At 71.0% G+C, this 12,176-nt stretch carries 15 protein-coding genes; 11 read left to right on the top strand and 4 right to left on the bottom strand.

Annotated features, from left to right (window positions below):
* Positions 1–73 precede the first annotated feature (73 nt).
* From ctaD to DIZ27_RS15045, 9 genes are all read left to right on the top strand, one after another.
* Positions 74–1,765, top strand: a complete 1,692-nt coding sequence (gene ctaD / locus DIZ27_RS15085; protein ID WP_258308386.1) for a cytochrome c oxidase subunit I — start codon at positions 74–76, stop codon at positions 1,763–1,765.
* A gap of 3 nt (positions 1,766–1,768) precedes the next feature.
* Positions 1,769–2,116, top strand: a complete 348-nt coding sequence (locus tag DIZ27_RS47075; RefSeq protein WP_258308374.1) for a hypothetical protein — start codon at positions 1,769–1,771, stop codon at positions 2,114–2,116.
* Between the two features lie 122 nt (positions 2,117–2,238).
* On the top strand, positions 2,239–2,448 hold the full coding sequence (locus tag DIZ27_RS15075; protein WP_109378912.1) for a hypothetical protein: 210 nt from the start codon (positions 2,239–2,241) through the stop codon (positions 2,446–2,448).
* Positions 2,439–2,690 (top strand): hypothetical protein, encoded by a 252-nt coding sequence (locus DIZ27_RS15070; protein ID WP_109378911.1) that lies wholly within the window; start codon positions 2,439–2,441, stop codon positions 2,688–2,690. Before DIZ27_RS15075 ends, DIZ27_RS15070 begins: the two co-directional genes overlap by 10 nt.
* On the top strand, positions 2,687–3,055 hold the full coding sequence (locus DIZ27_RS15065; protein WP_109378910.1) for a helix-turn-helix domain-containing protein: 369 nt from the start codon (positions 2,687–2,689) through the stop codon (positions 3,053–3,055). Before DIZ27_RS15070 ends, DIZ27_RS15065 begins: the two co-directional genes overlap by 4 nt.
* Positions 3,056–3,209: 154 nt before the next feature.
* Positions 3,210–3,719 (top strand): 2-oxo-4-hydroxy-4-carboxy-5-ureidoimidazoline decarboxylase, encoded by a 510-nt coding sequence (gene uraD / locus DIZ27_RS15060; protein WP_109378909.1) that lies wholly within the window; start codon positions 3,210–3,212, stop codon positions 3,717–3,719.
* 7 nt (positions 3,720–3,726) lie between these two features.
* Positions 3,727–4,122 carry a hydroxyisourate hydrolase gene (gene uraH, locus DIZ27_RS15055; RefSeq protein ID WP_109378908.1) on the top strand — a complete coding sequence of 132 codons (396 nt, stop codon included), beginning with the start codon at positions 3,727–3,729 and terminating at the stop codon, positions 4,120–4,122.
* Between the two features lie 4 nt (positions 4,123–4,126).
* Entirely contained in the window at positions 4,127–5,062 is a 936-nt protein-coding gene (pucL, locus tag DIZ27_RS15050; RefSeq protein ID WP_109378907.1) for a factor-independent urate hydroxylase, read from the top strand.
* Between the two features lie 26 nt (positions 5,063–5,088).
* Complete coding sequence (locus tag DIZ27_RS15045) at positions 5,089–6,483, top strand: 8-oxoguanine deaminase (RefSeq protein ID WP_109378906.1); 1,395 nt, start codon at positions 5,089–5,091, stop codon at positions 6,481–6,483.
* Positions 6,484–6,498: 15 nt separating this feature from the next.
* Here DIZ27_RS15045 and DIZ27_RS15040 read toward each other — a convergent pair whose 3' ends face one another.
* The 4 genes from DIZ27_RS15040 to DIZ27_RS15025 all read right to left on the bottom strand — a co-directional run bounded on the left by DIZ27_RS15040 (position 6,499) and on the right by DIZ27_RS15025 (position 9,628).
* Positions 6,499–7,191, bottom strand: coding sequence for a peptidoglycan recognition family protein (locus tag DIZ27_RS15040; RefSeq protein WP_109378905.1), 693 nt, complete (start codon positions 7,189–7,191; stop codon positions 6,499–6,501).
* A gap of 131 nt (positions 7,192–7,322) precedes the next feature.
* Entirely contained in the window at positions 7,323–8,204 is an 882-nt protein-coding gene (locus DIZ27_RS15035; protein WP_109378904.1) for a lysozyme, read from the bottom strand.
* Positions 8,205–8,514: 310 nt separating this feature from the next.
* A complete protein-coding gene (locus DIZ27_RS15030) occupies positions 8,515–8,937 on the bottom strand; it encodes a thioesterase family protein (protein ID WP_109378903.1) in 423 nt (140 codons plus the stop codon).
* Positions 8,938–8,995: 58 nt separating this feature from the next.
* Complete coding sequence (locus DIZ27_RS15025; protein WP_109379005.1) at positions 8,996–9,628, bottom strand: hypothetical protein; 633 nt, start codon at positions 9,626–9,628, stop codon at positions 8,996–8,998.
* Between the two features lie 134 nt (positions 9,629–9,762).
* On the opposite strand from DIZ27_RS15025, the gene DIZ27_RS15020 reads away from it, so the two are divergent.
* Together DIZ27_RS15020 and DIZ27_RS15015 are read left to right on the top strand one after the other, a co-directional pair.
* Positions 9,763–10,554, top strand: a complete 792-nt coding sequence (locus DIZ27_RS15020; RefSeq protein WP_258308373.1) for an IclR family transcriptional regulator — start codon at positions 9,763–9,765, stop codon at positions 10,552–10,554.
* A gap of 286 nt (positions 10,555–10,840) precedes the next feature.
* Positions 10,841–12,151 (top strand): aromatic acid/H+ symport family MFS transporter, encoded by a 1,311-nt coding sequence (locus DIZ27_RS15015; RefSeq protein ID WP_109378901.1) that lies wholly within the window; start codon positions 10,841–10,843, stop codon positions 12,149–12,151.
* Positions 12,152–12,176 lie beyond the last annotated feature (25 nt).

Genomic DNA, 12,176 nt, shown 5'->3' with positions numbered 1-12,176 from the left:
CCTCTCCCGGCTCGTCGACGACGTGTACGGACATGAGCGGAAGGGCGGGGCGCCGACGGTGGACGAGGGGCAGATGCAAGAGGTAAAGGCCGCGGAGGGGCACGACGTGGTTTCCGGCACGGGGGCGCCCGGGCATCCCCGGGGGATCGCGCCCGGGACCGCGCGCCCGTCGTGGGTGGAGTGGCTGACGACCACCGACCACAAGAAGATCGGGACGCTCTACCTGGTCTCCGCGTTCGTGTTCTTCGTCGTCGGCGGTGTGATGGCGCTGGTGATGCGGGCGGAGCTGGCCCGGCCCGGTCTGCAGATCATGTCGAACGAGCAGTTCAACCAGGCGTTCACGATGCACGGTTCGATCATGCTGCTGATGTTCGCGATGCCGTTGTTCACCGGGTTCGCGAACTGGATCATGCCGTTGCAGATCGGCGCACCGGACGTGGCCTTCCCCCGGCTGAACATGCTCGCCTACTGGCTGTTCTTCCTCGGTTCGTCGATCGCGGCGAGCGGCTTCCTCACCCCGGACGGCGCCGCCGGCTTCGGCTGGTTCCTGTACGCCCCGCTGTCCGACGCCGTCTACTCGCCGGGCGTGGGAGCCGACCTGTGGATCATGGGCGTGGCGTTGTCCGGCTTCGGCTCGATCCTGGGCGCGGTCAACTTCATCACCACCATCATCTGCATGCGCGCGCCGGGCATGACCATGTTCCGCCTGCCGATCTTCACCTGGAACGTGCTCCTCACCAGCGTGCTGGTCCTCATGGTGTTCCCGGTCCTGGCGGCGGCGCTGTTCGCCCTGGAGTACGACCGCAGGTTCGGCGGCCACATCTTCGACGCGGCGAACGGCGGGGCGCTGCTGTGGCAGCACCTGTTCTGGTTCTTCGGCCACCCCGAGGTCTACATCCTGGCCCTGCCGTTCTTCGGCATCGTCTCCGAGGTGATCCCGGTCTTCTCCCGCAAGCCGATGTTCGGCTACATGGGGCTGATCGGCGCGACGATCGCCATCGCGGGTCTGTCGTTGACCGTCTGGGCGCACCACATGTACACCACGGGCGGAGTGCTGCTGCCGTTCTTCTCCTTCATGACCTTCCTGATCGCCATCCCGACCGGAGTGAAGTTCTTCAACTGGATCGGCACGATGTGGAAGGGCAGCCTGTCGTTCGAGACGCCCATGCTCTGGACCGCGGGCTTCCTCGTCACGTTCCTCTTCGGCGGGCTGACCGGAGTCATCCTGGCCTCGCCGCCGCTGGACTTCCACCTCACCGACTCGTACTTCGTCGTCGCGCACTTCCACTACACGGTCTTCGGCACCGTCGTGTACGCGATGTTCGCCGGGTTCCACTTCTGGTGGCCGAAGTTCACCGGCAAGATGCTCGACGAGCGCCTCGGAAAGATCACCTTCTGGACGCTCACGGCGGGTTTCCACCTCACCTTCCTGGTCCAGCACTGGCTGGGCGCCGAGGGCATGCCCCGCCGGTACTCGGACTACCTGGCGGCCGACGGCTTCACCGCCCTCAACACCCTGTCGTCGATCGGGTCGTTCCTGCTGGGCATGTCGCTGCTGCCGTTCTTCTACAACGTGTGGCGGACGGCCAAGTACGGCGAGAAGGTCGAGGTCGACGATCCCTGGGGCTACGGCCGCTCCCTGGAGTGGGCCACGTCCTGCCCGCCCCCGCGCCACAACTTCACCTCCCTGCCCCGCATCCGGTCCGAATCCCCCGCCTTCGACGTACACCACCCGGAGATCGCCGCCATGGAGACGGTGGGCTGAGCCGTGTCCCATCCAGTCCTGGCCCTCGGCGCCGCGGCGGTGACCGCGGCCGGCTCCGTCTGGTACGTGCCGGCCCTCGTGGATCTGCGCGCGGGGGCCGACCGGCCCGCGTCCCGTCGTGCCGAGGCGGTGGCCTGCCTCAGCGGCTGGAGCACGCCGGCCGTCGTCGCCGTACTCCTGTTCGTGACCGGGGGCTGGTGGCTGCCCTGTGCGGCGGCCCTGACAGGTTCGACCGTCGCGACCGGCCTCTGGGCCCGTGCCGCCGTCCACCGCCGGCGCAGCGCACACGAAGCGGCCCGCCTCTGGGCACAGCTGTGCCGTCCCGGCCCCGCCCGCACGCCGGAGGAGTGAACGACAGGACCTCCTCGAGGCGATGACCTCGCGTCCACCTCGGGAGCCGCAGCAGTCGGTGCGGCTGCGACCACTTCGTCTCCGCCGTCCTGCTGATCGCCGCGGGGGAGTCCGTTAAGGTCGTGCCGGAGCGGCCGGGGCACACCGACGCCGCGATGACCCCGAACGCCCACAGCCACCTCTTCCCCGATCCGGAACAACGGACCGGGGCGGCGGTGGGACGGGCGTTCGGCGCCCTGACGGGAGGAAGTGCCCCGAATGTGCTCTCTCGGCCGGAGGACCGAGAGAACGAGCAGGTCGGAGCCGACGTCATGGGGGAGCAGTGCGATTGAGAGTGGAGTTCACGACCGAGCCCTTCGACCTGGACGAGGCGCCCGCGCACGCGGTGGCGGCCCGGGAGGTCGTGGAGGCGGCCGAGCTGGACTCGGTGGACGTCGGGCCGTTCGGGAACACCGCGGAGGGCGGCGCGGACACGGTGCTCACCACCGTCGACGCCCTGCTCCGCCGGTCCCTGGAGGCGGGTGCCACCCGGATCTCGCTCCAGGTCAACGTGATCGCGGAGGGCGAGGAATGAGCGGCGCGGCGGACGAGCCGTTCATCGCGGCCGTCAAGCCACTCGTCGACGCCATGGGCGGGCAGCTGCTCCCGCCCGACGAGGCCGGTCCCGACGACGTCGTACTCGTCTGGGAGGGGGTCGACGCCGTCGCCGTGCGCCTGCCCCAGCTCGCCGACTCCCTCGATCACATGCTCGCCGCCCTCGAGCGCCGGCAGGGCAGACCCCTCGCCGAGCTGGACCGCAGGGCCAAGCAGGAGATCGTACGGAGTCTGGAGGCGCGCGGCGCCTTCGCCGTACGGCACGGGGTGGAGACCGTGGCGAGCGCGCTCGGCGTCAGCCGGTTCACCGTCTACAACTACCTCAACCGCGAGAAGGGCTCCTGAGCCCTGACCAGGGCGTACGAACCGCTCATGGCGCTGCGTGGCGTGGTGGCCGTCCGCCAGTTTTCAACAAACTGTTGACGTGACGGCCCGTGGCGACGTTAGCTGTCGGCACGCCCGCTCAGCACCGAGGCCGCTCGCGGCCGGGGAGGCCACCGTGACGTCCACTGCCACGCCGCCGGGCCTGGCCCGCTTCAACGCGCTGGAGGAGCCGGCGGCCCTCGCCGCCCTCCACGAGGCGTGTGCCTCCACGGCGTGGGCCCGCCGACTGCTCGCCGACCGGCCCTACGCCACCGCCGACGACCTGTACGCCGCCTCCGACGCCGCCGTGAGCGGGCTGAGCGCGGCGGACCTCCAGGAGGCGATGGCCGGGCACCCGCCGATCGGCAGGCCCCGGCCCGGCGACCCGGCCTCGCAGCGGGAGCAGAGCGGCATGACCGCCGCGCCGGACCGGCTCAAGGCGGAGATGCTCGAACTGAACCTCGCCTACCAGGAGAGGTTCGGCCATGTGTTCCTCATCTGCGCCACTGGCCGGACCGGCGAGCAGCTGCGTGACGCGCTGACCGCGCGCCTGGGCAACACGCCGGAGCGGGAGCGCGGGATCGTCCGCACCGAACTGGGGAAGATCAACCGCATCCGTCTGGCCCGACTCGTCGACGAGGACTGACGCAGAGATGAGCACCGACACCACCGCCTCCGTGTCCACGCACATCCTGGACACCAGCGTCGGCCGCCCCGCCCGGGGCGTCGCCGTCCACCTCTCCGCCCGCTCCGGCCGGCAGGCGCCCTGGCAGGCGCTCGGCGGCTCCGCGACCGACGCGGACGGGCGGTGCAAGGACCTCCCGGTGCCGCCGGAGGGAACCACCCACCTGCGGCTCGACTTCGCCGTGGAGCCGTACTTCACCGACCAGCGGGCCGAGGCGCGGCAGGACGCCCCCGCGGACCGGGACGGCGGCGCCGGGGTGTTCTTCCCGGAGGTGGCGATCACGTTCGCCGTCGTACCGGGCGAGCACTACCACGTACCGCTGCTGCTCAACCCGTTCGGCTACTCCGTATACCGAGGGAGCTAGCAAGATGACCGACACCTCCAGCCCTGCCCGCCCCGTGGTCCTGGGCCAGAACCAGTACGGCAAGGCCGAGAACCGGGTCGTCAGGATCACGCGGAACGGCGCCACCCACCACATCAAGGACCTGAACGTCTCCGTCGCCCTGTCCGGCGACATGGAGGAGGTCCACTACTCCGGCTCCAACGCCAACGTCCTGCCGACCGACACCACCAAGAACACCGTGTTCGCGTTCGCCAAGGAGCACGGCATCGAGTCCGCCGAGCAGTTCGGCATCCACCTCGCCCGGCACTTCGTCACCTCTCAGGAGCCCATCCACCGGGCCCGCATCCGCGTCGAGGAGTACGCCTGGGAACGGATCGCCACCTCCGACGCCCACGAGGGCGAGCACTCCTTCGTCCGCAAGGGCCAGGAGACCCGGCTGACGCAGGTCACCTACGACGGCGAGCGGTGGGAGATCGTCTCGGGCCTGAAGGACCTGACGGTGCTGAACTCCACCGACTCCGAGTTCTGGGGCTACGTCAAGGACAAGTACACGACGTTGAAGGAGACCCACGACCGTATCCTCGCCACCTCGGTCGCCGCCCGCTGGCGGTTCAACTGGACCGGCGACGAGCAGCAGATGCCCGACTGGGAGACGTCCTACGAGCGGACCAAGCAGCACATGCTCCAGGCATTCGCCGAGACCTACTCCCTGTCCCTGCAGCAGACGATGTACCAGATGGGCGCGCGGATCATCGACCACCGCGACGAGATAGACGAGGTCCGCTTCTCCCTCCCCAACAGCCACCACTTCCAGGTGGACCTGGAACCCTTCGGCCTCGAGAACGACAGCGAGGACGGCGCCGTCTACCTCGCCGCCGACCGCCCCTACGGTCTGATAGAGGCCACGATCCTGCGGAACGGCTGTGAGGCGCTGATACCGGCGGACCTCACCAACCTCTGAGGGCAGAAGGGACGAACGGACGCATCATGGCACCGGACCAGCACACCGTCACAGAACGCGTCGTCATCGAGAACTGCGCGATCGCGACCGTCGACGCGCAGGACACCGAGTACGCCTCCGGGCACCTCGTCCTGGCCGGCCACCGCATCGAGTCCCTCGGCGCGGGCAGGGCACCCGACGGCCTGGAGAACGTCGTACGCCGTATCGACGCCACCGGGCATCTGGCGACCCCCGGCCTGGTCAACACCCACCACCACTTCTACCAGTGGCTCACCCGGGGCCTGGCCACCGACCACAACCTGTTCGACTGGCTCGTCGCGCTCTACCCGACCTGGGCGCGCATCGACGAGCCGATGGTGGACGCGGCGGCCCGGGGATCCCTCGCGATGATGGTCCGCGGCGGCGTGACCACCGCCATGGACCACCACTACGTCTTCCCGCGGGGCACCGGCGACCTGTCCGGCACCATCATCCGCGCCGCCCGTGACATGGGGGTGCGCTTCACCCTCGCCCGCGGCTCCATGGACCTCGGCGAGAAGGACGGCGGACTGCCCCCGGACTTCGCCGTCGAGACGCTCCAGGACGCCCTCGCCGCGACCGAGGAGACCGTCCGCCGGCACCACGACACCTCCTTCGGTGCCATGACCCAGGTCGCCGTCGCACCCTGCTCACCGTTCTCCGTCTCCACCGAACTGATGCGGCAATCAGCGGAGTCGGCCCGCGGACTCGGCGTGCGCCTGCACACCCACGGTTCGGAGACCGTGGAGGAGGAGAAGTTCTGCCACGAACGGTTCGGCATGAGCCCGACCGACTACTTCGAGTCCACCGGCTGGCTCGGCGAGGACGTGTGGATGGCGCACTGCGTCCACATGAACGACTCCGACGTCGCCGCCTTCGCCCGTACGAGCACGGGCGTGGCCCACTGCCCCTCCTCCAACGCCCGCCTCGCCGCGGGCATCGCGCGCGTCCCCGACCTGCTGGCGGCCGGCGTCCCGGTCGGCCTCGGCGTGGACGGCACGGCGTCCAACGAGTCCGGCGAACTGCACACCGAACTGCGCAACGCCCTGCTCGTGGGCCGCCTCGGCCCGCACCGCGAAGCGGCCCTGACGGCACGTCAGGCGCTGCGTCTGGGCACCTATGGAGGCGCCCAGGTGCTGGGCCGTGCCGCCGAGATCGGCTCGCTGGAGCCGGGCAAGCTCGCCGATCTGGTGCTGTGGCGGATGGACACCCTCGCCCACTCCTCCATCGCCGACCCGGTGGCCGCGCTGGTCCTCGGCGCGGCGGCCCCGGTCACCGCGTCGTTCGTCAACGGCCGTCAGATCGTGGAGGACAGCCGGCTCCGCACGGCCGACGAGGACGAGATCGCCCGCTCCACCCGCGCACAGGCCCGGCGACTGGCCCGGATCGCCGCTCAGACCTGAGCACGGGCCGGGCGGCTACGCCAGAGCAGCCCCGACCTCGTCGCGCAGCCGGGGCAGCATGTCGTGGAACACCCCGGGGCAGAGGGTGTCGCCGTAGTCCTTGTGACCGTGGAGCCGCGTAGCGGGGATGCCGTAGCGCGCGCAGGTGTACGCGCACAGGGCGACCAGCACCTCCCACTGCGCCTGCGGAGGTGTGGCGCCCGCGTGGTAGGCGCCCTCGTTGGCGATCCCGACGGCCTGGTCGTTCTGCCCGGAGGTGTGGGCGCCGAGGACGAAACCGCTCCCGCCGGTGAGGGCCTGGAGGCTGCCGTGCCGCCCCTCGGTGATCCAGCCGCCCCGGCTGACCAGGAAGTGGTAGCCGGTGTCGACCCATCCGTTCTTGTCCATGTGCAGGTCCTGGACCCAGTGGGCGTGGGAGTGGGCCTGGGCGCGGGAGAAGTCGGAGGTGTTGGCGCTCACCGTGTGGTGGACGATGATCCGGCTCGGCCGGTACGACAGCCGGCTGATGCTTCCGCGTGGTGAACGGGCGCCCCAGGCACGGGTGCTGTCGATGTCCGGCTCGACGGCGTCGGCGGCCTTCGCGCCACCGGCGCTCCGCGCCCGGGCGGTGCTCTGTGCATGGGCGGTGCCCGGCAGGGCGGTGGCGGCGGCCAGGCCGGCCGCACCGGCGAGCAGGAGACGGCGCCGGAGCGCGTTCTCGGCGTTCACGATCGCTCCTTGGGGGAGACGGTGGGGGGAAACGGAGGAGCCGACGGGGTCGGCCGTCGGCTCCACCGCGTGATCGCGTGCTGGGGGAGCGGCGAGGAGGGGTCCCCTGCCGGTGCCGGATCGGGTGCCGGTTACGTGTTGTTGGCGAGGGCCAGGAGCCGGTCGCGCGAACCGTTGAACTGGTTGCGGTCCACGTTTCCGGAGACGCCGCTGACCGAGCCGGTGCTGGTGTACTGCCACACCGTCCAGGTCGGGAAACCGCTCGGGATGGTCGGGGACGACGCCGAGGTCCAGTGCGCCACCCACAGCGGGCTCTTGCCGGACATGCCGGTCCAGTTGCCGGTGCAGGTGTTCCACCAGCCGGACGTCGTGTAGATCACCGCGTCCCGGCCGGTGCGGGACTTGTAGGTGGTGTAGAAGTCGTTGATCCAGGTGCGCATCTGCGTGGTGGACAGGCCGTAGCACATGGCCCCGTAGGGGTTGTGCTCGATGTCCAGGACACCCGGCAGGGTCAGGTTGTCCCGCGACCAGCCGCCGCCGTTGGAGGCGAAGTAGTTCGCCTGGACCGCCCCGCTGGAGATGTCGGGGCGCGCGAAGTGGTACGCGCCGCGGATCACGCCGGCGCCGTGCGCGGCCGGGTAGTTGGTGTTGAACCGCGCGTCCTTGTAGCTGGTGCCCTCGGTCGCCTTGATCCAGGCGAACTGGATGCCGGAGTTGCGCACCGAGGTCCAGTTGATGGCGCCCTGCCAGTGCGAGACGTCGATGCCCTGGACGCCGTCGGTCGGGGCCATGGTGCCCATCGACGGCGGTTCCGCGGGGACGTCGTGGACCCGGGCGCCCACACCCATGTACGCCTGGCCCGGCTTGACCTTGACGCGGTCCTTGTCGGGCTGGGGCGCGGCGGCGGTGTTGGACGCAGTGGTCGCCGTCAGTGCGAGAGCCGCGACGAGGACGCCGAGCGCCGTGGTCGCCCGTCTGCGGGGGCCGGTCGGGCGGTTGGGGAACGAGAACATGACTGCCTCCGGTACGCATGTGGGGATGAGAGGAGGAGGTGCCGACGGCCCTGCCACCTGGACAGAGCCGCGCTGTTCCGTACTTTGACGTGCGCGCGTCATTAGTTAGGCACGGGGGTTCTACGCGTGTAAAGCCCTCACGGCCGCCTCTGGAGGTCTGGTCCTCTGGAGGTTCGGGCGGCCTGGGGAATCGCCGTCCGACGGCGGAAACTTTCACGCCGTGAAAAACGCGGTGAGGGCGGAAGCGGCCCCGACGTGGCGGCCGGATGCACGGGGCGAGCGGGATGCCGCCCCGTGCGCCGACGCCGTCCTACAGCCCGAACAGGCCCGGATCCTCGGCCAGTTTCCGGAAGACGTCCTGCGGGCTCGGCACCAGCTTGCGTTCCTTGAGGTCCAGTACGCCGCCGACCGCCGTGATCTCGGCGGCGACCGTGCCGTCCGCCTTGGTGATGGTCTGCTCGATGCGGAACGTCTTGCCGGTGCCCCAGGTGAAGGCACAGCTCACGTCGACCTCGTCACCGGCGAGCAGCTCCCGCTTGTAGCGGATGGTGGTCTCCAGGGCGACCGGTCCCACACCCTGCCCGATGAGGCCGGACTGCGTGATCCCGGCCTCCTGGAGCAGCGACCAGCGCGCGTGCTCCGCGTAGTTGAGGTACACGGCCTGGTTGAGGTGGCCCTGCACGTCGGTCTCGTATCCACGCACGGTCACCCGGACGGAAAACGGCTCGCTCACTGGTTTCCTTTCAAGCCTGCTCGATTCGTTGCCCTGACCACCGATCCTGGCACGCCCCTCACACCCGGCGCGGGGAGGCCAGCAGATACCGTGCCCGCGTCCTCGGCTCCGTGTACTCCCCGACCTGCCATCCGGCCCGCTCGAGCGTTCCGGCGCAGGCCCGTAGCGCCGTGCCGTCCGGCTCGTGCACGGCGACCGCCTCCGGCTGCGGGGTCCCCCGCACCCGGTAGCCGCCCTCGGTGTCCCCGACGGCCGGATCGTGTCCGGCGGCCTCCAGGGCGAGCGCGGCGGCCTGCACCAGGTGCGAGCGTTCCCAGGCGCAGGGCCGGTCCGTCGCACCGTCGGGGTTGGTCATCCTGCGCAGCTCCAGCATGCCCTGCCAGGCGCCGCGCACCTCCCGGAGCCGAGCCGGCCCGGTCCCGGGAGCCGTGTCCTCGCCACCGACCCGTGCCGCGAACACCCCGGTGGTGGCGGGCTCGGGCGTGGGCTCGGTCTTCGCTTCCGCCTCCGCGTCCCGTGCCCTGTGCCCCGCGGGCGTCAGGAAGTGATGGTGCGGCGCCCGCGGATGCCGGAAGGCGAGCCCGCGCCTCACCAGCGCGGCAAGCTGCGCCTCCGTCCCCTTCAGGCGCCCGGTCACGGGATCGGCGCCTTCGATGACCCGCCGCAGCCCCGCACTCAACGCTCTCGTCACCACAGCCCCCGAACCCCGACCGGCCGATCGTCCCTTTCAATCTTTCGAAGACTACGACCGGGCGCTGACACTCCCGGCGTCCGGAGCCCCGGCGCGATGCGTGCCGCTCCATGAGCCGGTCGTAGAATTCTGCTGTGAAGAACTCAGATCGTACGTCGCAGCCCGGAGCGGAACCGCGGAACGCGGGCGGTAAACCCGCGCAGGGCCTGGAATCCGTGGAGAACGCCCTCTCCCTGCTGCTCCTGCTCCGCAAGCAGGGGCGCGTGCGGCTGAGCGAGGCCGCCGACGAGTTGGGTGTGGCCCGGTCCACGGCCCATCGTCTGCTCTCCACCCTGCGCGGGCGCGGCTTCGCGGTGCAGGGCGCCGACAAGGTGTACCGGCCCGGCCCCACGCTCTACCGCCTGGGGGTGTCCCAGCGCTCCGAGTACGACCTCGTGGAAACCGCCCGGCCGCACATGCTGTGGCTCAACGGACAGCTCGGCGAGACGGTGCACCTGGCGGTCCGGGCCGGTGCCGAGGCGCGCGTCCTGCACAGCATCGAGGGGACGCACGCACTGCGCGTCGGCAGCCGCGCCGGCGTGAATCTGCCCGCGCACCTCTCCGCCGGCGGCAAGGCGCTCCTCGCCGACCTGGGCGTCTCCGAGCTCGCCGACATCTACGGCACCCGGCACGCGGCGCAGGCGGACACCGACCCCGAGACACTGCACCGCACGCTCGCGACCGTCCGCAGGCGGGGCTACGCCGTCAATATCGGGGGCACCGAGCGCGGCATCTCCGCGGTGGGCGCCGCCGTGCGGGAGCCGGGCGGCCGCGCCGTGGCGGCGATGATCGTCTCGGCCCCTTCGCTGCGCTTCACCCGCGCCCGTCTCGGTGATGCGGCCGCTGTGCTCGGGGAGGCGGTGCGCCGCATGGAGGGGGCACTCTGAGCCGGCGGCCGGTGTCCGCGTACGCGCACGGCCGAAGCGAAGGAGCATGGTACGGCGGCAGGCCCCTGGCGCAAAGGGGTGCTCCCCCCTGTACCGCAGAGCGGAATTACTGGGCAGTTTTATTGCTCTCTACGCAACAGGGCTGCTTCCATGCTGGTCACCGATGGGTCATTCGCTTGTCGCCGGAAGGACACCGGGGTCTGCGGAGCCGCCCACCGTGTCGGTGCTCCGCATCGCGGCCCGCCCGGCTCCCTTCCCCCACCTCTCCGCGACAGGACGTGGCCGCATGACCACCGATGTTCAAGCCCCCGCCTCCGCCCGGCCCCCGGCTCCGGACCCGACGGACCGGCGCACCCGCGCCCTGACGCTTGCGGTCGTCGCCCTGTGCACGGCGGCGATCACGGTCGAGGGGTTCGACCTCATCGTCTACGGCGTGGCGATGCCGTCGATGCTCGCCGACTCGAACCTGGGCCTCGACAAGTCCCTCGCCGGAACTCTCGGCAGCCTCGTCTATCTGGGCATGCTCATCGGCGCCATCGTCTGCGGGCCGCTCGCCGACCGTTTCGGCAGGCGTCGTCTCGTGCTGGCATCGGGAGTGATCTTCACCCTGTTCACCGTCGGCTGTGCCGTCGCCGCCACGCCCTGGCAGTTCGGTCTCTTCCGGCTGCTCGCCGGCATCGGCATGGGCGGCGTGATGCCGTCCTGTGTGGCCCTGGCGAAGGAGTACGCGCCGCGCGGCCGCTCCGCGCTGGTGGCGACCGTCGTCCTCGCGGGCGTTCCGGTCGGCGGCGTGCTCGCCGCGCTCACCGCCGCGGCCTGGGGCGAGACCCTCGGTTGGCGCGGCCTGTTCGGTGCCGGCGCGGCGCTGTCGACGCTGGTGTTCGCCGGCGTGTACGCCCTGCTGCCGGACTCGCGGCCCGGAGCGGCCGACGCCCCCGGCCCCGAAGTCACTTCCTCGACGGCGGCTGTCGGCATCCCCGGGTCCAGCGGCCTGACGGCCGGGGCGAAGGCCCCCTCGCCGGCCCGCTCCGTGCTCTCGGACGGCCGCGCCCGCACCACCGTGCTGTTCGTCGTCGCCAACTTCGCGGTGCTCCTGTCCTGGTACGGCCTGAACACCTGGCTGACCCAGCTGATGCGCGAGATGGACTACCCGCTCGGCTCGGCGCTGCAGTTCACGCTCGTGCTCAATCTGGGTGCCGTGATCGGTTCGTTCGGCATCGCCGCCGTCGCCGACCGGGTCGGCCCGCGCTTCGTCACCATCGGCAGTGCGGCGCTCTCCGCGGTCGCCGTCGTCGGCCTGACGTGGGGCGGCAACACCGTCGTCGTCCTCTGTCTGACCGCGCTCGCCGGTGTCGGTGCCCATTCGGCCCTGACCGTGCTCAACGACTGGGTGGCGTCCAGCTATCCGGCCTCGATCCGGGCCACGGCGCTCGGCTACGTCTCGGGCTTCGGACGCGGCGGCGCGATCGTGGCGCCGCTGCTCGGCGGCTGGATCCTGACGGCCTCTCTCGGCCCGACCACGGTCTTCTACGTTTTCGCCGCAGCCGCCGCCCTGAGCGCCGCGGCCCTCCTCGCCATCCCGGGCCGCCGGTCCTGACGCCCCCGCCGCGAAGCGCGACGCC

The sequence above is a fragment of the Streptomyces sp. NWU339 genome, assembly GCF_003143855.1.
GTDB lineage: Bacteria > Actinomycetota > Actinomycetes > Streptomycetales > Streptomycetaceae > Streptomyces.
Note: the sequence above shows the minus strand (reverse complement) of the source record. Positions and strands in the feature narration are given on the sequence as shown.